This window comes from Neobacillus sp. plas4, from assembly GCF_057221695.1.
In genome coordinates, this window is record NZ_CM170152.1 from 5030571 (window position 1) to 5048660 (window position 18090).

Sequence of the window (18090 nt, forward strand, 5' to 3'; positions counted from 1 at the left end):
AGTATAACACAACTGCAGCCGGTCCGAGAAGAAATCCACCACAATTCACACTATGGATAAATCATGCAAAAAAACGCTGCATAAACAGCGTTTTTTGAATAAATGGTGACAGGCACCAATGTAATTTCACCAATGGTGAAATCACCAGCATCATCTCTTATGTCTTTCTTCTAATGTCTGCAGTACTTCTTTGAATGGCAGTCCTTGTTCGACTAGTAGTACTTGCAGGTGGTATAGAAGGTCGGCGGCTTCCCATTTTAGTTCTTCTTTGTCGCGGTTTTTGGCTGCGATGATGACTTCGGAAGCTTCCTCACCGACTTTTTTCAAAATTTTATCGACGCCTTTTTCGAATAAATAGGTGGTATAAGCCCCTTCTGGACGGTCTTTTTCTCGCTCTGTAATAAGCTTTTCTAATGTTTGTAAGATTTGATAGTCTGCCAGACTATTGCTTCTTTCGGTAATGCCTTCTGAGAAACAGCTTACCGCTCCTGTATGGCAAGCCGGACCTTTTGGCTGTACGAGCACAAGCACCGCATCCTGATCACAATCGTATTTCACACTCACGACTGTCTGCGTGTTGCCGCTGGTAGCTCCTTTGTGCCATAATTCTTGTCGGGAGCGGCTGAAAAACCATGTTTCCCCCGTTTCAAGTGTTTTGGTAAGAGACTCCTGATTCATATAGGCTAATGTTAATACTTCTTTCGTTTCGGCATCCTGGACAATCGCAGGTACTAGGCCTTTTTCATCAAAACGAATATTCATCGGACACTCACTCCCTTCTCAAGCAAATAGCTTTTTACCTCGTGTACAGATGTTTCTTTATAATGAAAAATAGAGGCAGCCAGCGCTGCATCTGCTTTTCCGTTTACAAATGCCTCTTCAAAATGGCCGGCGTTTCCAGCACCGCCAGAAGCTATAACCGGAATGGTCACAGCTTCACTTACCGCTTTTGTCAACTCTAGGTCAAAGCCATTTTTCTCGCCATCACTATCCATACTTGTTAGTAATATTTCACCAGCACCCAGCTCTGCCGCTTCTTTTGCCCATTCAATTACAGTCCGCTCCGTTGGCGTCCGGCCGCCATGTGTATAAACACGCCAGGTGCCAATTTCTTCATCATACTTTGCATCAATGGCAACGACAATGCATTGTGTTCCAAAGAAGTCTGCTCCCTCAGAAATTACCGCAGGATTCAAAACGGCTGCCGTATTTAATGATACCTTATCCGCACCCGCACGGAGAATACGTTTCATATCCTCTAATGAATTGATCCCGCCACCGACTGTAAAAGGAATGGCAAGCTCCGAGGCAACAGCTTTCACGACTTCAACCATTGTTTTTCGTCCTTCAACAGATGCAGATATATCAAGGAAAACAAGTTCATCTGCTCCCTGTTCATCATAAAATCTGGCTAATTCAACCGGATCTCCGGCATCCCGAAGCTGCACAAATTGAATCCCCTTGACCACTCTTCCTTCTTTTACATCCAAACATGGAATGATTCGTTTGGTCAGCGTCATCTTTTCACCTCACCGATTGCTAGAGCTTCCTTCAACGTAAAGCGATTCTCATATAGGGCTTTCCCCACAATTGCCCCTTTAACACCCTCAGCATTAAGAGCCTGCAAATCTGCTAAACTGCTTACTCCGCCTGAGGCAATGACATTCTTCCCTGTTACTTCAGCCATTTCACATACAGCTGAAATATTAGGACCAGAAAGTGTACCATCCGTTGCAATATCGGTAAAAATAAACGTCTCTGCACCAGCGTCCGCAAATCGTTTACTTAATTCAACTGCTTTCACTTCGGAAGTGGTAATCCAGCCATGAGTTGCCACATAGCCATTTTTCGCATCAATTCCTACGACAATTTGTTCGCCGTATTTCTGAATCATTTCAATCGCAAACTTTGGATTAGAAACAGCAATACTGCCAATGATCACTCGCGTAACGCCATTTTCCAAATAATGAAGGATATCTTCTTCAGAACGAATCCCCCCGCCTATCTGGACTTTTACCGGCAGCTGTTTGGCTGCTTCAATCACAAAAGAATCATTAACCCTTTTTCCATCCTTTGCCCCATCAAGGTCAACCATATGAATCCATTCCGCACCATTTGCAGCAAAAGTTTTTGCCATATCAAAAGGAGAATCACCATATATGGTTTCCTTATTGTAATCACCTTGAAGAAGGCGTACGCAATTCCCGCCGCGCATATCAATGGCTGGATATATTGTGATAGTCATCGTAACGCCTTCCTTTCTTCCACTAATTTTAGAAAATTATTTAGCAGTGCCATCCCCAGCTTACTGCTTTTTTCAGGGTGAAATTGCATTCCAAAAATATTATCCTTGCCGACAACAGCAGAAACCTCTTCATGGTAATCTGCCTTTGCCAATAATACTTCAGAGTTTTCCGCACTTACATAATAAGAATGAACAAAATATACATAGTCTTCATCTAATCCTTCCAATAATGGCGAAGACTGGACAAACTCAAGTTTATTCCAACCCATATGAGGAACTTTATATATTTCCCCATCTGCTGTCTTTCCCGGAAAACGGCGAACCTTGCCAGGTAATAAACCGAGACCTTTCGTCAAACCATTTTCGTCGCTATCCTCGAACAGAAGCTGCATGCCAAGGCAAATGCCAAGCAGCGGTTTCCCGCTTGCTGCAAACTCCTTAATGGTGTCTGCTTGCAATACTTCCATCGCATCCCGGAAAGAGCCAACCCCTGGAAGCAGCAAGGCCTCGGCGCTTAACAACTCTTCCCGGTCACCTGAAATAAAATAATCAGCATTCAACCTCTCTAATGCTTTACTAACGCTAAAGAGATTGCCCATACCATAATCGACAATACCAATCATTTATAACATCCCTTTCGTTGACGGAACTCCTTTTATGCGTGGGTCTATGGTTGTCGCCTCGTCAAGCGCGCGACCGAGAGCTTTGAAAACAGCCTCAATCATGTGATGCGTATTATGTCCATAATGGACAATGACATGAAGATTCATGCGTGCCTCTAGGGCAAGTTTCCATAAAAACTCATGGACAAGCTCCGTATCAAAGGTACCTACCTTAGCATTTGGAAACTCAGCTCTCATTTCAAGATGCGGGCGATTACTAAGGTCAACCACAACCTGTGCTAATGCTTCATCCATTGGAACAAAGGCATTTCCATAGCGTTTAATCCCTCTTTTATCGCCAAGGGCCTCGCGCAATGCCTGTCCTAAAACAATTCCGATATCTTCTGTGGTATGATGATCATCTATCTCAATATCCCCTTTTGCGTCAACAGTGAGGTTAAATTGTCCATGTTTCGCGAATAAATCAAGCATATGGCTCATGAATGGAACCCCTGTTTCAAGTTCAGATTTTCCTTCGCCATCAATATCAAGTGATAAACTAATTTGAGTCTCATTTGTTTTTCGTTCTATGCTTGCATATCTTTCCATGAAAGGGCCCCCTAGCAAAATAATTATTGATGGCTCTTTTCTTAAACTTTGTTGTTTTTATAACGAAAATCAATGATTGTGCTGTGTTTTCGCCGAAAACAGTAAAAATTTTATAAGAAAAGAGCTTGCAAACTGAATTCAAAGCCGCGAAATAGCTATTGCCACGTTAAAATCGGCTTTAAGATTTTAACAATAATCGTTGCGAAAACAGCCTTATTGATTCTTAAGCCGTAATTCTACTGCACGCGCATGGGCTTCAAGACCTTCCATACGGGCAAATTTTGCAATTTTTTCCCCATTATCCTTTAAAGCTTTTTCACTATATATAATCACACTTGATTTTTTTTGAAAATCATCCACATTCAGCGGACTGGAAAATCGAGCCGTACCATTGGTAGGAAGAACATGGTTGGGTCCGGCAAAATAGTCACCCACTGGCTCTGAACTATAACGCCCGATAAAAATGGCACCTGCATGCCGGATTTTCCCAAGCAGTTCAATCCCATTTTCAGTTAAGACTTCTAGGTGCTCTGGAGCCAGCTGGTTCACCGTTTCAACTGCTTCCTCTATGGATGAAGTCACATAGATTACACCATAATCAGCGATGGACTTTGAAGCGATATCCCTGCGAGGCAATTCTGCTAATTGTCTCTCTACTTCTGCAGCCACTTCTTCGGCTAATTGCTGCGATGGAGTAACAAGGACACTGCATGCACGCGGATCGTGTTCTGCCTGTGATAATAAATCAGCTGCAATCTCATCGGCCCGTGCACTTTCATCGGCAATGATCGCGATTTCACTCGGTCCTGCAATCATATCAATATCAACATCCCCGAAAACCTCTCGCTTCGCCAAAGCTACGAAGATATTACCTGGACCGGTAATCTTATCAACAGAAGCGATGGACTCGGTCCCATATGCCAATGCAGCAATGGCTTGAGCTCCGCCAACTTTATAGATTTCTTCTACTCCAGCTTCCTTAGCCGCAACTAGAACGGCTGCAGGCAGTTTCCCATCAGAGTCAGGAGGTGAAACCATCACGATTCTTTTCACTCCAGCTACTTTCGCCGGAATCACATTCATAAGCACGGAGGAAGGATACGCTGCAGTTCCCCCTGGTACATAAACACCAACTGAATCCAGCGGTGTGATTTTTTGACCAAGAATACTTCCATTTTCTTCTGTTGTCATCCAAGAAGGACGCAATTGTTTTTCATGGAAGCTTCTAATATTAGCTGCAGCCTCTTGAACAATGGAAATAAACTCGGAATCAACTTTCTCATAGGCTTCATCTATTTCCTTTTCCTTTACAAGGAAGGTTTCAACCATTACGCGATCGAATTTTTCTGTGTATTCGCGTAATGCCTTATCACCATGGCTGCGAATGTCTGAAATAATATTTTTAACTACCGCTAATTGCTCGGTTGTTCCGGATTCAATTGAACGTTTAATAGAGATAAGATCATTCACTTTAACAATTTTCATGTTATTTTTCCTCCAACGAGACAACACCGCTTAACCTTTTTACTAATTCATTGATTCGTTCGTCTTTAATTCTGTAGCTAACCGGGTTGACGATCAGCCTTGATGTCACATCTTTAATTCTTTCATATTCCACAAGTCCATTTTCGACTAAGGTTCTTCCCGTTGATACAATATCAACAATCCTGTCCGCTAATCCAATCAATGGTGCAAGCTCGATGGAGCCATTTAATTTGATAATTTCAACTTGTTCGCCCTGTTCGCGAAAATAAGCTGCGGCAACATTCGGGTATTTGGTTGCTACTTTAGGTGCGACGTCATTCATCGGTGTCCCTGGAAGTCCAGCTACGGCCAAATAACAGGCACTGATTTGTAAATCAAGGAGTTCGTATACATCTCGTTCTTCTTCAAGTAATACATCCTTGCCAGCAATCCCGACATCCGCAACACCATGCTCGACATATGTAGCCACATCCATTGGTTTTGCCAGGATAAAACGCATATTTTCTGCTTCGACATCAATAATTAATTTTCGTGAATCATCGAATTCGGGCGGAAGTTTGTAGCCTGCATGACGCAGTAATACTAAAGCCTCTTCAAAAATCCTACCTTTTGGCATCGCAATCGTTAGTCTTGAATTCATTGGTTAGCACCCCCGATTAAAAAGGTGGTATTGGTAAATTTCTTCGTAAAGGCATCAAGATTTTTAACACCATTAATATCCTGCAGGACAACCTTTTTCCCTTCAGCCTTCAGTGTTTCTGCCAATTGAAAGGCTTCTTTTCTTCTTTCCTGACTGAAAAAAATACATTCTACTGTTGTCAGAACGTCTTGTGAGCCCAGCGCCTCTAAAAGTCTATCCAATCGAACTGCAAAACCAGTGGCACTCGCATCTTTTCCGAATTTTTCAATCAAGCCATAGCGTCCGCCATTTCCGATTGGAAAACCTACATTTCCAGCGTACGCTTCAAATAAGATTCCTGAGTAATAACTCATATGGCTCATAATCGTAAAATCAAATTTCACATATTCCTCAAGGCCGTAGTCGCTAATTACTTCCCACAATTCCTTAAGCTGAATAAGGGATTGTTTACCATAGCCATCCTCGATGATATCAAGTGCTTTGCCAATGATCTCTTCACCGCCTCTTAATTCTAGAAGCTGAAGCAGCCGCTGTTTATCAATGGAAGATAGAGAATAAGAGTTTACTTGCTCACGGTAACCAACATAATTTTTTTCATATAAAAACCGTCTCAGGGCAGTTGCCCGTCCATTGGTTCCTAGAATTTGTATAAATAATTCCTGTGCAAAACCGATATGACCAACGGAAACTTGAAATTGACTCAACCCGGCTTTTTGTAACGAAGATACGAGCAATGCGATTACCTCGCCATCACTTGAAACGGTATCATCATTAATATACTCCACACCGATTTGCTCGAACTCTGCAGGTCTGCCGCCTTCCCGCTGTTGTGCGCGGTATACATTACCGGAATACGCCAATCGCAGTGGAGTATCATTATCCAAAAGCCTTGCAGCTGCTACCCTGGCAATCGGTGCAGTCATATCCGGACGAAGGACGAGAGTATGCCCATCCTTATCAAGTAATTTGAACAGCTCTGCGTCTAAGATGGCAGATGCGGTTCCAACGGTTTCATAATATTCCAGTGTAGGTGTATCTATAAATCGATATCCCCACTGTTTGATTGACTCTTCCATCAAGGTCCTGACATGGTGCTTTTTTTCATATAACTCTGGAAGCGTATCTCTCATGCCTAAAGGCTTTTCAAACATAAATAAACGGCTCATCCAAATCATCCTTTATTTTCAGAATCCTTTAGTTCGCTAATGTACTAATAAATTAAAGTTTACCTGTTTGTGGAATATTCGTCAATCGAAATATCATTTATTATGTAAAAAAGAGCCCGGTTCTAAAAACCAGGCTGCCATTCAATTTTTCTTATTTGCTATAAATCGGATCTTCAGCCCAGCGTTTATCCATTTCTTCTTTTGTATAGATAACCCGCATGGGATTGCCTCCGACAAAGGCACCAGGTGGTACGTCTTTATGAACAAGCGTTCCAGCAGAGACAATGGCCCCATCACCAATCGTTACCCCCGGAAGGATGGTAGAATTGGCACCAATCATCACTTCACTCCCGATATCCACTGGACCGAGTCGATATTCTTTTATTAAATATTCATGGGCTAGAATGGTTGTGTTGTAACCAATAACTGTGTTTCGTCCTACGCTGATTTTCTCAGGGAACATCACATCCAGCATCACCATCAAGGCAAAGGATGTCTGCTCGCCGACCTTTAGTCCTAAGAAAGTCCTGTAAAGCCAATTTTTCACTCCGAGAAATGGGGTATAACGGGCAAGTTGAATAACCATGAAGTTTTTGACAACTTTCCAGAAAGGTACGGTTTTGTATACATGCCATAAGGAATTGGCTCCTTCGACAGGGTAACGGGTTGTCCTTCTCATCCTTACCTCTCTCCGAGAATCGCTAAGAGGTCTTCCATGTTCTCCAACATGTAATCTGGTTCATATTTTGCTAAGTAATCCCTGCCCTTGATAGTCCAAGCAACACCAGCCGTTTTTGTCCCTGCATTTTGACCAGCAAGCACATCGTGATAATTATCTCCTACCATCATGGCTTCATCAGGTTTTGAATCTAACTGTTCAAGCGCTAAGTAAATAGGTTCCGGGTCAGGCTTTACCTTTTTGACATGGTCGTAAGCAATAATAACATCGAAATATTTATCAAGTCCCATTAAGTGGATGCCTTTAAGCGCAACATCGTGACGCTTGGTGGTAACAATACCTAGTTTGTAGCCTTTCTCCTTTAAAATCTCGAGAGTTTCAACAACCCCAGCAAATTCCTTGACCATCACATCATGGTTTGCGATATTGTATGCCCGATATTCTAGTACCATTTCCTCCACGCGTTCGGGATCCATGTTCCCAAAAACCTCATGAAGGGTTGGACCTAAGAATGGCAGAACGTCCTCTCGTTTAAACTTACTTGGGTAGTACTTTTCAAGTGTGTGTAAATAGGTTGAAATTATTAACTCATTTGTATCAATCAACGTTCCATCTAAATCGAATAAAATTGTATTTATATTACTTTTCATAATTTGGTTCTGCTCCTTTTCTACCTAGGTTACCTGAACGTCTCCAGAAGAATCCGACTATCAGAGTTAAAGCAATGGCGACACCCAGACGAATCAAAAAGAGCGGCCAGACCGGTATTCCAAGCGGAATAAAGATAAGCGTATCTTCTATTACTGCATGGCAGGACATGAGAAAAATAAAGGCAAGAGTTAAATCCTTTTTACTGACTCCATCTTCCTCCACAGCCTGAATCACTACTCCTGCACCATAGGCCAGTCCAAATAATAATCCTGCTGCCATAGTAGTAGAAGTATTTTCATTCATTCCTAAACTCCTCGTAACAGGGGACATTCCCTGTGAAAACTTCTTTAACCATTGCAGATCCTTTAAAATTTGAATCACAATCATCAGCGGGATGACAATCAACGCTAACTGCAGGATTCCTAGTCCGGCTTTTTCAAGCGCTGAAAGGATTATGGATCCTATTCCGGATACTTGCTCATCACTTTTTGCTTGAATCAGGCCATATTGCGCAGTTTCGCCGCCTCCTTGCCAAACAAGATTAATGACGATTGCAGATACAAACGCAAGTCCCAGCCGCGTAACCAGGACAAGCCAAAGCTTAATACCAACTTTCATGGCTACGCTCGATTCAACAATTAAATTATGAGAAAATGAGAGCATAACCGCTAAAATAAAAACTTCTTTTACTGTAAGGTCGAGTGTTAAAATGGCTCCAATGGCCGCATAAAGATTGAGAAAATTCCCTATTACGAGTGGAATTGCTGCGTCTCCTGATAAGCCAATCAGGTTCATCATGGGTGCAATTTTCTCAATGATCCAAGGCAAGACGGGAGTATACTGGAGCACAGCCACAATCAGGGTTACTGGAAAAATAACTTTACCTAAGGTCCAAGTTGTTTTTATCCCCACCTGCAAGCCCTTTTTTATTGAGTTAATCATTTCTCCAATTTCTCCTTTAAAGCTCTTTTCTTTACTTTGTTGCTTTTTGGAACCAAATTTTATGATTGCGCAAAAATCCGTAGAAAACAGCAAAAATTTAATAAGAAAAGAGCCTGCAAACTTAATTCAAAAGCTCAAAATAGATATTTTTACGTTAAAATCGGCTTTAAGATTTTAACAACAATCTTTACGAAAACAGCCTTTTATTAGTGCGTAAGTGCTTGATTGTTTTTGTCTAAGTATCGATCTTTTGCTAGATTCTTTTTCCTGCGGTAAGCCAGAATAATAACAGCACCAATAATCAAAACGATAGAAATCGTTTGTGCCATCCGAAGGCCGCCAATCATTAAACTATCCGTTCGTAAACCTTCTATAAAGAATCGCCCTACAGAGTACCAAATTACATACGACAGGAATAGCTCCCCACGGCGCAGGTTCACACGGCGCAGTAAAATTAACAGAATAAACCCAACGATATTCCAGATTGATTCATATAGGAAAGTTGGATGATAGTAGGCACCATTTATATACATTTGATTAATGATGAACTCAGGCAGCTGCATGTTTTCAAGGAACGACCTTGTGACTTCGCCGCCGTGAGCTTCCTGATTCATGAAATTCCCCCAGCGTCCGATAGCTTGACCTAAAATTATACTTGGTGCTGCAATATCAGCAATCTTCCAGAATGAGATAGCTCGTTTTTTAGCAAAAACATATGCAGTAACGACGGAACCAATTAAGGCCCCATGGATGGCAATACCGCCATTCCAAATTTGAATGATCTGTTCTGGGTGCTCAGCATAATAGCCCCACTCAAAGATAACATAATATAATCGTGCTGAAAGGATCGCAATCGGGATTGCCCAAAGCATTAAATCGGCAAATGTATCCTTCGGCAGCCCTCTCTTATCCCCTTCCCTAATCGCTAGAAATAACGCCAGCGCTAAACCGGAACCAATAATCAGCCCGTACCAATGGACTTGAACAGGTCCTAATGCAAAAGCAACTGGATCCAGAGGTTGTATCGATGAATTCATACCATTTCTCCCTTCTCCTCTTTTTTAAGGGCTCTTATCTTAACCATTGCTGCTTTTATGAACAATACTTATTAAGAAAAGAGCCTGCAAACAATATTCTTATGGGTAAAACAACTATTTCCACGTTAAAATCGGCTTTAAAGTTTTAAAAACAATCTATCCGAAAACAGCCTTTATTTATTTAATCCTCGTGGTCTCCATCTTCAATGACATCCGATAGGCGTTCTGTAAATTGCTGTGCTGCATTCACACCCATTCGTTTTAGACGGTAATTCATGGCTGCTACTTCAATGATGACGGCCAGGTTTCGTCCAGGACGAACTGGAACGGTAATTTTTGTAACTTCAGTATCAATGATTTTCATTTTTTCTTCATCTAGTCCTAGGCGGTCATATTGCTTCGCGGCATCCCAAATCTCTAGGTTAATCACCATAGTAATTCGTTTATTACTGCGAACAGCTCCAGCTCCAAAAAGGGTCATGACATTAATAATGCCTAGCCCGCGAATTTCTAATAAATGCTCGATTAAATCTGGTGAGGTTCCAACAAGTGTGTCCTCGTCTTCCTGACGAATTTCCACACAATCATCCGCTACAAGCCGATGTCCACGTTTAACTAATTCCAACGCCGTTTCACTTTTACCCACACCACTTTTTCCCGTTATTAAGACACCAATCCCATAAATATCCACCAATACTCCATGGACAGCCGTAGTTGGGGCTAACCTGCTTTCTAAAAAGTTTGTGAGCCTGCTTGAAAAACGCGTTGTTTTCATATTCGTACGCAGCACTGGGACAGATTCACGTTCTGCAGCTTCAATTAGCTCTTCCGGCACATCTAATCCTCTTGTAATAATAATCGCAGGAGTGATATCGGTGCATAACCGTTCCATTCTGGACACACGTTCATGGTCAGACAATTCCGCAAAGAAGGACAGCTCTGTTTTACCTAATAATTGGATTCGTTCAGCTGGATAATATTCAAAGTATCCTGCCAATTCAATTCCTGGTCTTGAAATATCACTCATAGTAATCGGACGATTTATTCCTTCTTCACCGCTAATAAGTTCTAGATGAAATCTCTCGTAAATATCTTTTGTACGTACCTTTGGCAAATGATTTCCTCCTTATTCGAAAAGCGGAAGCGCTTGGGCGCTGCTGCTAGACAGTAATCAATGTTTATTTTATTTCAATTTCCTCTTATTTTAGCACTATTTATATTTCATACCAACATGGAAGTTATTCGAATACTACATTCCTCATTTATTGGTAAAATAAATAAGAAGACAATCCACAGCTGGTATAGACAACTAAACCACTAGAGATTATAATAAACGCATGTGTACTTATTTTATGGTGATCAAGTTTTGCCTTTCTATTAGGAAAAGAATCTGATTTTTCGATTTTTATTGGGGACATCAAGTCCATCAAGTTTAATTGACATTTTGCCGTGAGGAAACGGCATTTAAAAAGGGGTAATGAAGTTGAAACTAATACGTACAGAAGATTATACAGAAATGAGCTTAGAAGCAGGAAAAATAATTGTAGAAAAAATCCGCTCTAATCCTGCTATAACTTTAGGGATGGCTACAGGAAGCACCCCAAAAGGTACTTATGATTATTTAATCCATGACCATAAGTCAAATGGCACCTCCTATAGAGAGGTCAAAACGGTTAATTTAGATGAATATATTGGCCTCCCTGCTGAAGATTCTAATAGCTATCATTATTTTATGAGAGAAAATTTATTCCAACATCTTGAAATAAGCGAAGCTCATACTCATATTCCAAACGGAACAGCTTCTGACTTGAAGCTAGAATGTCAGCGATACGAACAGCTGATTAAGGATCTAGGCGGAGTCGACCTCCAAATACTCGGTATTGGTCAGAACGGGCATATTGGTTTTAATGAACCAGGAACTCCCTTCTCCAGCCGGACACATATCGTCACTCTTGCACAAGATACAAGGGAGGCCAATTCAAGATTTTTTAACTCCATTAACGAAGTGCCAACACATGCAATAACCATGGGGATCGCTACCATACTCGAAAGTAAGGAAATTCTTCTCCTCATATCAGGAGAAAATAAAGCAGAAGCACTTTTAAAGTTCATGAACGGAGAAATAAGCGAAGATTTCCCAGCGTCTGCCTTAAAAAATCATCATCAAGTCACTGTGATTGCAGATAGGGCCGCATGTAAATTTATCTAGCGTTCTGGGCAAGGAGTTTTCAGGATGATTAATAAAAATTCACCCATTCCAATCTATCACCAACTAGAAGAAATCATTAAACAACAAATCAATAATGGTTCACTAGAGGAAGAAGCACTCATTCCCTCCGAGCGGGAATATGCACAAACGTTTCACATAAGCCGCATGACTGTAAGACAGGCAATCAATAATTTGGTTTCCGAAGGTTATTTAAAGAGGCAAAAAGGCAGAGGAACGTTTGTTAATAAGAAAAAGGTGGAACAAGAGCTTCTAGGAATGACGAGTTTTACGGAGGACATGCTTTCGAGGGGAATGCAGCCAAGCAGTAACCTTTTATCCTTTCAAATCATCCCTGCTGTCAACAAAGTAGCCCAAAAGCTAAGGATAAATGAAAATTCTGCTGTATATAAAATCAAGCGGATTCGTTTAGCGGACGGTGCTCCATTGGCACTTGAAACTGCCTATATTCCAATTGAAATCGTTCCCGGATTAACAGAAGAGAATAGCAACCTCTCCCTTTACCAATACATTGAGGAGAATCTCTTACTTTCTATTAGTGAAGCTATCCAGGAAATAGAAGCGTCGATTGCAGATCGTCATGTCTCAGAAGGATTGGCGATTCAGGAAGGTGACCCTATCCTTTTAATCGAACGTATTTCTTATTTAGCCAATGGAACACCTTTTGAATTGGTTAAATCCACTTTTCGTGCCGACCGCTATCGCTTTATTCATACCATGAAACGATAAAAAAAGAAGCAATTAGCCCTCCCGGCCAATTGCTTCTTTTTTTAGGCTCATTTTCTTAGAACAGCCTTTATTTTTCTTTTGATGATTTAAGTATCGTTTTATCTAAAACCAGAGTTATGATTGACATAATGATGGCAGCAAGTAATGCCATCCCAAAACCTGAAATCTCAAAGGCATCGCCCATTAAATAATCGGTGATTTCAAGCGTTATCGCATTAATGACAAACAGAAAAAAACCTAATGTTAAAATGGTGGCAGGTAAAGTTAGAATAACGAGAATTGGCCGCACAATGATATTTATAATTGATAATAAGAAGCTTGCTCCTAGTGCAGCGGCAAAGCCATCAAGCACGAAGCTTTCAGAAAAATAGCCTGCAATTGCCATAAACAGAACTGCATTTATTAATATCCCAATCAACCATTTCATTTATCAAATCTCCTATTAACTGCTTGCCTCAGCCGATTTATGAAGCGTAATGGACCCTGTTTTCGTATCGACAAATATCTTTAACATCCGGTCTGGATGATTGACCGATTGGAAGCGAAGCATTTTTTGAATCATTTCACTCTTTTCTTCAAGAACCTGGATTCCATCAAGTTTAATATTAAAACCGCCTAAATTCGTCTTTAACTCTCCGCTAGCAGCCACTCCATCAGGAATATACAAATCAATACCGCCTGTCGTCGCTTTCGCCGAAATTAATTCACAACGGTTTCCGGTTAAATTATAGGTGGTATTCCCGTTTAATGTTTGTGTCTCAACTTTTCCAAAATCGCCATCAAGCTTAATCGCTCCGTTAATGGTTTCTACTTCAAGATTATCTATGGTGCTTGTATTTAGGGTAATATGACCATTTGCGGTTTCAACTTCGGCCTTTTTCCCATTTAATCGTGTTAGTTCAATTTTTCCATTGGCCGTTTTCATCCGTAAATCACTTATGGATAATTCTTCTCCTGAAATTGGACCATTGAATAGGCTTACACGAACCCGTTCATATTCAGCTTGAGGAACATAAACTACCGCATCCACCTTCATCCATTTCTGCTGGGTCATGAACCGCAATTTTTGCCCATCAATCGCAAATAAAACATCTTTTAAAAAGTTCTCCCGTGCCTGATCGGAGTTATCTACACGGTACACCTTTGCATTACATTCAATCCTGACATCGTTTTGATCCCAAGGTACAAGCTTAAGGGAGCCATTAGCAAGATCAATATCCATATCTCGTAAGTAAACATCGCCTTGATGGAAGATATGTGAGATTTCTACGGACTGACCGAAGTTCAAATCAAGGTCAAGGTCTTTCACTTTTTTCAATGCTGTGTCAACAAAATGAAAGATTTTTTCTTTCGCTGAATGAACTTTACTATGAGCACCCTCTTCTTTCTTTGCTTCTTCAAACTGAAAAGCTGTTGATATCTCCTTAGCAATTTGCTCCTGCTTTTGTTCCATAGTTTGCCCTGGTTTTTCAAGTTCTTCTAATAAGGTTAATGCTTCATCGACATTTAGTTTTCCTTCTTCTACCATCTTTAAAATCCTTTTTCGTTCTTCCTTCATCATCATCCACTCCAATAAAAGTATTCTTTAGGCTCTTTTCTTAAACTATGTTGCTATTTATAACGAAAATTAATGATCCTGCTGTGTCTTCACAGAAAACAGTATAAATTTAACAAGAAAAGAGCTTGCAAACTAAATTCAAAGTCGCAAAGTAACTATTTCCACGTTAAAATCGGCTTTAAGATTTTAACAACAATATCTATGAAAACAGCCTTTCTATAAAATCTATTCCATCATGAAGGCTTTTACGCCTTTTATCACATTCCATATCGTGACAATCAGACTAACTAAGATTATTATTCCTGCAGTGACCAGTGTAAAAACAGGAATAGCTTCATTATTTATAGCATTCAAATCATTAAATATAGCGAATATTAGCAGTGGAACTGGTATTAGTGGAATTAAGTGAGATAAAAATGCCTTTTTAGCATGGCTTTTTGTGACATCATCTCCTGAGGCGAACATCACGACAAGCGGAAAAAGAATCCCAGCAAAAAAAATACTAAAGTAACATAAGCCAGAAAGGACCTTCCTTGTTTCCATATCCATCACTCCCCTTACCGTATATTACGGATGGGAAAGGATGAAGGTTTCAAAAAAATGGTTCCTCTATACAAAAAAGCTAAAACCCAAAGGTCTTAGCTCTATCCAATCGTTTCTTTTTCTTTGATTTGTTCCTTCATTCGTAACCGGTCACGCTCTAGTATAGGCTTTAAGTATTTGCCTGTATACGAACCTGGTACCTCTGCGACTTTTTCAGGGGTCCCTGAAGCGACAATGGTCCCTCCCTTGTCCCCGCCTTCAGGACCGAGATCGATAATATAGTCTGTGGCTTTGATGACATCTAAATTATGCTCAATCACCAAGACAGTATCGCCAGTCTCAACTAAGCGCTGGAGAACGACTAACAACCTTGAAATATCATCAACATGAAGACCAGTCGTTGGTTCATCCAAAATGTAAAAGGTTTTTCCATTTGAACGGCGGTGAAGTTCAGAAGCAAGCTTTACACGCTGTGCCTCTCCGCCAGAAAGAGTTGTTCCAGGTTGACCTAATTTTATATATCCAAGACCAACATCATAAATCGTCTGCAGCTTGCGGCTGATTTTTGGGACATTTTCGAAAAACTGTACAGCTGTCTCGACCGTCATTTCTAGAATTTCCGCAATATTCTTTCCCTTATATCTCACTTCGAGCGTTTCACGGTTATAGCGTTTTCCATGACATACCTCGCATGGAACATAGACGTCCGGCAGGAAGTGCATCTCGATTTTGAGGATTCCATCTCCCTTACATGCCTCACAGCGTCCACCTTTAACATTAAAGCTAAAACGTCCTTTTTTATAACCGCGGACTTTCGCTTCATTCGTTGTTGCAAACAAATCTCGGATATCATCAAATACACCTGTATAGGTTGCAGGATTGGAGCGTGGTGTCCTGCCAATTGGTGATTGGTCAATATCGATGACTTTTTCTAAATAATTCATACCGATAATCTCTTTATGCTCACCAGGCTTTGTTTTTGCGCGATTTAGTTTCTGTGCGAGTGATTTATGAAGGACTTCATTAATCAGTGTACTTTTCCCGGAACCAGACACACCCGTGACAGCGATAAACATACCTAAAGGTATCTTGACATTTACATTACGTAAATTATTTTCTGAAGCCCCTTTAATTTCGATATATCTTCCATCTGATTTGCGTCGCTCGAGTGGCAATGGAATAAACTTCTTGCCGGATAGATACTGCCCAGTTAACGAATTCGGGTCGGCTAAAACTTCAGCAGGTGTGCCCGCAGATATAATTTGACCGCCATGGACCCCTGCACCTGGCCCGATATCAATTAAGTAATCAGCAGCCATCATGGTATCTTCATCATGTTCAACAACAATCAAGGTATTTCCGATATCACGCATATGCTTTAACGTTTCAATTAGGCGGTCATTATCACGCTGATGAAGACCAATCGAAGGCTCGTCTAAAATGTAGAGTACGCCTGTTAACTTTGAACCAATTTGGGTTGCCAAACGAATACGCTGCGCTTCTCCTCCAGAGAGAGTCCCTGATGCACGGCCAAGACTTAAGTAATCGAGTCCTACATTCATGAGGAAACCTAGGCGCTCATGAATCTCATTAAATATCAGCTTGCCTATCTGCATTTCTTTTTCCGATAAGGATATGCTTTTAAAAAAATCATAGGTTTCTTCAATTGATAAATGTGTTAGTTGAGAAATATGACGTCCAGAGATTAACACAGCTAAGCTCTCTTTTTTCAACCGATTGCCTTTACAGGTCGGACACGGCTGTTCACCCATGTATTTCTCCATTTGCTCACGAATATAATCAGAGCTTGTCTCCTTGTAACGGCGCTCTACATTACGGATGACGCCCTCAAATTCAATATGCCCTTCACGAACTTGTCCCCAATCATTCTCATAACGGAAATAAATTTTATCACCTTTTACTCCATAAAGAACTTTTTCTATAAGATGATTTGGGATGTCCTTGAACGGTATATCCATATCAACACCATAATGGTTACAAACAGCCTCGAGCAGCTGCGGATAATACTGTGAACTCGTCGGCTCCCATGGGGCAATGGCATGCTGTTTCAAAGATAAATCCTTATTGGGTATCACTAGGTCAACATCTACCTCGAGCTTGGAACCAAGTCCGTCACACTCTGAGCAGGCACCAAAAGGACTATTGAACGAAAACATCCGAGGTTCTAATTCCCCAATTGAAAAACCACAGTGAGGACAGGCATGGTTTTCGCTGAAAAGGAGTTCCTCTTCACCAATGACATCGACGAGCACTTTACCTTCACCAAGGCGTAAGGCCGATTCAAGAGAATCTGCAATCCTAGCGGACATGCCCTCTTTGACGACGATCCGGTCAACAACAACCTCAATCGAATGTTTTTTATTTTTATCTAATTCAATCTCATCTCCAAGGTCGAGCATTTCTCCATCTATACGAACACGCACAAAGCCTTGTTTTTTTATATCTTCTAATACTTTAACATGCATCCCTTTTCGACCCGATATAATTGGAGCAAGGATCTGCATTTTTGTTCGTTCTGGATACTCCAAAATACGGTCGACCATTTGCTCAATCGTTTGCGAAGAAATTTCAATGTTGTGGATTGGACAGGTCGGTCTTCCAACACGGGCAAAAAGTAATCGCAAGTAATCATAAATTTCCGTCACCGTTCCTACGGTTGAACGAGGGTTCTTGCTTGTTGTTTTTTGATCTATTGAAATCGCTGGAGATAGTCCTTCAATGGAATCGACGTCCGGTTTATCCATTTGTCCCAGGAATTGCCGTGCATAAGCCGAGAGTGATTCTACGTAGCGCCGTTGTCCTTCTGCATAAATCGTATCAAAAGCCAAAGAGGACTTTCCTGAACCAGAAAGTCCTGTTAATACAACAAGCTTATCCCTCGGAATGGCGACATCTACATTTTTTAAATTATGGGCTCTGGCGCCTTTTACAATTAATTTATCCATCGCCATGGTTA

General features: G+C 41.0%; 19 protein-coding genes. 2 read left to right on the forward strand and 17 right to left on the reverse strand.

What is annotated here, in order from left to right; genetic code table 11:
- Window positions 1-150 precede the first annotated feature (150 nt).
- The 13 genes from hisIE to hprK form a co-directional block, all read right to left on the reverse strand.
- A complete protein-coding gene (hisIE, locus tag AC2TFD_RS25465; RefSeq protein ID WP_335568882.1) occupies window positions 151-762 on the reverse strand; it encodes a bifunctional phosphoribosyl-AMP cyclohydrolase/phosphoribosyl-ATP diphosphatase HisIE in 612 nt (203 codons plus the stop codon).
- Window positions 759-1520, reverse strand: coding sequence for an imidazole glycerol phosphate synthase subunit HisF (hisF, locus tag AC2TFD_RS25470; RefSeq protein ID WP_335516377.1), 762 nt, complete (start codon window positions 1518-1520; stop codon window positions 759-761). The genes hisIE and hisF overlap by 4 nt, the downstream gene beginning before the upstream one ends.
- Entirely contained in the window at window positions 1517-2245 is a 729-nt protein-coding gene (gene hisA / locus AC2TFD_RS25475) for a 1-(5-phosphoribosyl)-5-[(5-phosphoribosylamino)methylideneamino]imidazole-4-carboxamide isomerase (RefSeq protein WP_484674172.1), read from the reverse strand. Before hisA ends, hisF begins: the two co-directional genes overlap by 4 nt.
- Entirely contained in the window at window positions 2242-2868 is a 627-nt protein-coding gene (hisH, locus tag AC2TFD_RS25480) for an imidazole glycerol phosphate synthase subunit HisH (protein ID WP_335568879.1), read from the reverse strand. Before hisH ends, hisA begins: the two co-directional genes overlap by 4 nt.
- Window positions 2869-3456, reverse strand: coding sequence for an imidazoleglycerol-phosphate dehydratase HisB (gene hisB / locus AC2TFD_RS25485; RefSeq protein ID WP_335516389.1), 588 nt, complete (start codon window positions 3454-3456; stop codon window positions 2869-2871).
- Between the two features lie 213 nt (window positions 3457-3669).
- The gene (hisD, locus tag AC2TFD_RS25490; RefSeq protein WP_484674173.1) at window positions 3670-4941 is read right to left on the reverse strand and encodes a histidinol dehydrogenase; all 1272 of its coding nucleotides are present in this window, start codon (window positions 4939-4941) and stop codon (window positions 3670-3672) included.
- A gap of 1 nt (window position 4942) precedes the next feature.
- Window positions 4943-5581, reverse strand: coding sequence for an ATP phosphoribosyltransferase (gene hisG / locus AC2TFD_RS25495; protein WP_335516395.1), 639 nt, complete (start codon window positions 5579-5581; stop codon window positions 4943-4945).
- A complete protein-coding gene (locus AC2TFD_RS25500) occupies window positions 5578-6747 on the reverse strand; it encodes an ATP phosphoribosyltransferase regulatory subunit (RefSeq protein ID WP_484674174.1) in 1170 nt (389 codons plus the stop codon). Before AC2TFD_RS25500 ends, hisG begins: the two co-directional genes overlap by 4 nt.
- A gap of 151 nt (window positions 6748-6898) precedes the next feature.
- Window positions 6899-7426, reverse strand: coding sequence for an acyltransferase (locus AC2TFD_RS25505; protein WP_335568876.1), 528 nt, complete (start codon window positions 7424-7426; stop codon window positions 6899-6901).
- Window positions 7427-7428: 2 nt separating this feature from the next.
- Window positions 7429-8076 carry a pyrophosphatase PpaX gene (ppaX, locus tag AC2TFD_RS25510; protein ID WP_484674175.1) on the reverse strand — a complete coding sequence of 216 codons (648 nt, stop codon included), beginning with the start codon at window positions 8074-8076 and terminating at the stop codon, window positions 7429-7431.
- Window positions 8066-9019: a nucleoside recognition domain-containing protein gene (locus AC2TFD_RS25515; RefSeq protein WP_335516406.1), complete on the reverse strand. Its 954-nt coding sequence runs from the start codon at window positions 9017-9019 to the stop codon at window positions 8066-8068. Before AC2TFD_RS25515 ends, ppaX begins: the two co-directional genes overlap by 11 nt.
- A gap of 206 nt (window positions 9020-9225) precedes the next feature.
- Entirely contained in the window at window positions 9226-10056 is an 831-nt protein-coding gene (gene lgt / locus AC2TFD_RS25520; RefSeq protein WP_335516410.1) for a prolipoprotein diacylglyceryl transferase, read from the reverse strand.
- A 181-nt stretch (window positions 10057-10237) separates the two neighbouring features.
- Window positions 10238-11170: an HPr(Ser) kinase/phosphatase gene (gene hprK, locus AC2TFD_RS25525; RefSeq protein ID WP_335516413.1), complete on the reverse strand. Its 933-nt coding sequence runs from the start codon at window positions 11168-11170 to the stop codon at window positions 10238-10240.
- 369 nt (window positions 11171-11539) lie between these two features.
- Here hprK and nagB point away from each other — a divergent pair, with 369 nt between their 5' ends.
- Both nagB and AC2TFD_RS25535 read left to right on the forward strand, forming a co-directional pair.
- Window positions 11540-12265, forward strand: a complete 726-nt coding sequence (nagB, locus tag AC2TFD_RS25530; protein WP_484674176.1) for a glucosamine-6-phosphate deaminase — start codon at window positions 11540-11542, stop codon at window positions 12263-12265.
- Window positions 12266-12289: 24 nt separating this feature from the next.
- On the forward strand, window positions 12290-13012 hold the full coding sequence (locus AC2TFD_RS25535; protein WP_484674177.1) for a GntR family transcriptional regulator: 723 nt from the start codon (window positions 12290-12292) through the stop codon (window positions 13010-13012).
- Window positions 13013-13079: 67 nt separating this feature from the next.
- Here the strand turns inward: AC2TFD_RS25535 and AC2TFD_RS25540 are convergent, their stop codons facing one another.
- The 4 genes from AC2TFD_RS25540 to uvrA all read right to left on the reverse strand — a co-directional run bounded on the left by AC2TFD_RS25540 (window position 13080) and on the right by uvrA (window position 18085).
- Window positions 13080-13439, reverse strand: a complete 360-nt coding sequence (locus AC2TFD_RS25540; protein ID WP_335516420.1) for a phage holin family protein — start codon at window positions 13437-13439, stop codon at window positions 13080-13082.
- Window positions 13440-13454: 15 nt separating this feature from the next.
- Complete coding sequence (locus AC2TFD_RS25545) at window positions 13455-14570, reverse strand: DUF4097 family beta strand repeat-containing protein (RefSeq protein ID WP_484674178.1); 1116 nt, start codon at window positions 14568-14570, stop codon at window positions 13455-13457.
- A gap of 225 nt (window positions 14571-14795) precedes the next feature.
- Window positions 14796-15113 carry a magnetosome magnetite crystal formation protein family gene (locus tag AC2TFD_RS25550; protein WP_335516426.1) on the reverse strand — a complete coding sequence of 106 codons (318 nt, stop codon included), beginning with the start codon at window positions 15111-15113 and terminating at the stop codon, window positions 14796-14798.
- Window positions 15114-15214: 101 nt separating this feature from the next.
- Window positions 15215-18085, reverse strand: a complete 2871-nt coding sequence (uvrA, locus tag AC2TFD_RS25555; RefSeq protein WP_335568873.1) for an excinuclease ABC subunit UvrA — start codon at window positions 18083-18085, stop codon at window positions 15215-15217.
- Between the last annotated feature and the right edge of the window lie 5 nt (window positions 18086-18090).

Excerpts from the sequence above, each read along its gene's own strand:
- hisIE (WP_335568882.1), bottom strand. The coding sequence starts at position 762 with ATGAATATTCGTTTTGATGAAAAAGGCCTAGTACCTGCGATTGTCCAG.
- hisF (WP_335516377.1), bottom strand. The coding sequence starts at position 1,520 with ATGACGCTGACCAAACGAATCATTCCATGTTTGGATGTAAAAGAAGGA.
- hisA (WP_484674172.1), bottom strand. The coding sequence starts at position 2,245 with ATGACTATCACAATATATCCAGCCATTGATATGCGCGGCGGGAATTGC.
- hisH (WP_335568879.1), bottom strand. The coding sequence starts at position 2,868 with ATGATTGGTATTGTCGATTATGGTATGGGCAATCTCTTTAGCGTTAGT.
- hisB (WP_335516389.1), bottom strand. The coding sequence starts at position 3,456 with ATGGAAAGATATGCAAGCATAGAACGAAAAACAAATGAGACTCAAATT.
- hisD (WP_484674173.1), bottom strand. The coding sequence starts at position 4,941 with ATGAAAATTGTTAAAGTGAATGATCTTATCTCTATTAAACGTTCAATT.
- hisG (WP_335516395.1), bottom strand. The coding sequence starts at position 5,581 with ATGAATTCAAGACTAACGATTGCGATGCCAAAAGGTAGGATTTTTGAA.
- AC2TFD_RS25500 (WP_484674174.1), bottom strand. The coding sequence starts at position 6,747 with ATGAGCCGTTTATTTATGTTTGAAAAGCCTTTAGGCATGAGAGATACG.
- AC2TFD_RS25505 (WP_335568876.1), bottom strand. The coding sequence starts at position 7,426 with ATGAGAAGGACAACCCGTTACCCTGTCGAAGGAGCCAATTCCTTATGG.
- ppaX (WP_484674175.1), bottom strand. The coding sequence starts at position 8,076 with ATGAAAAGTAATATAAATACAATTTTATTCGATTTAGATGGAACGTTG.
- AC2TFD_RS25515 (WP_335516406.1), bottom strand. The coding sequence starts at position 9,019 with ATGATTAACTCAATAAAAAAGGGCTTGCAGGTGGGGATAAAAACAACT.
- lgt (WP_335516410.1), bottom strand. The coding sequence starts at position 10,056 with ATGAATTCATCGATACAACCTCTGGATCCAGTTGCTTTTGCATTAGGA.
- AC2TFD_RS25535 (WP_484674177.1), top strand. The coding sequence starts at position 12,290 with ATGATTAATAAAAATTCACCCATTCCAATCTATCACCAACTAGAAGAA.
- AC2TFD_RS25540 (WP_335516420.1), bottom strand. The coding sequence starts at position 13,439 with ATGAAATGGTTGATTGGGATATTAATAAATGCAGTTCTGTTTATGGCA.
- AC2TFD_RS25545 (WP_484674178.1), bottom strand. The coding sequence starts at position 14,570 with ATGAAGGAAGAACGAAAAAGGATTTTAAAGATGGTAGAAGAAGGAAAA.
- AC2TFD_RS25550 (WP_335516426.1), bottom strand. The coding sequence starts at position 15,113 with ATGGAAACAAGGAAGGTCCTTTCTGGCTTATGTTACTTTAGTATTTTT.
- uvrA (WP_335568873.1), bottom strand. The coding sequence starts at position 18,085 with ATGGCGATGGATAAATTAATTGTAAAAGGCGCCAGAGCCCATAATTTA.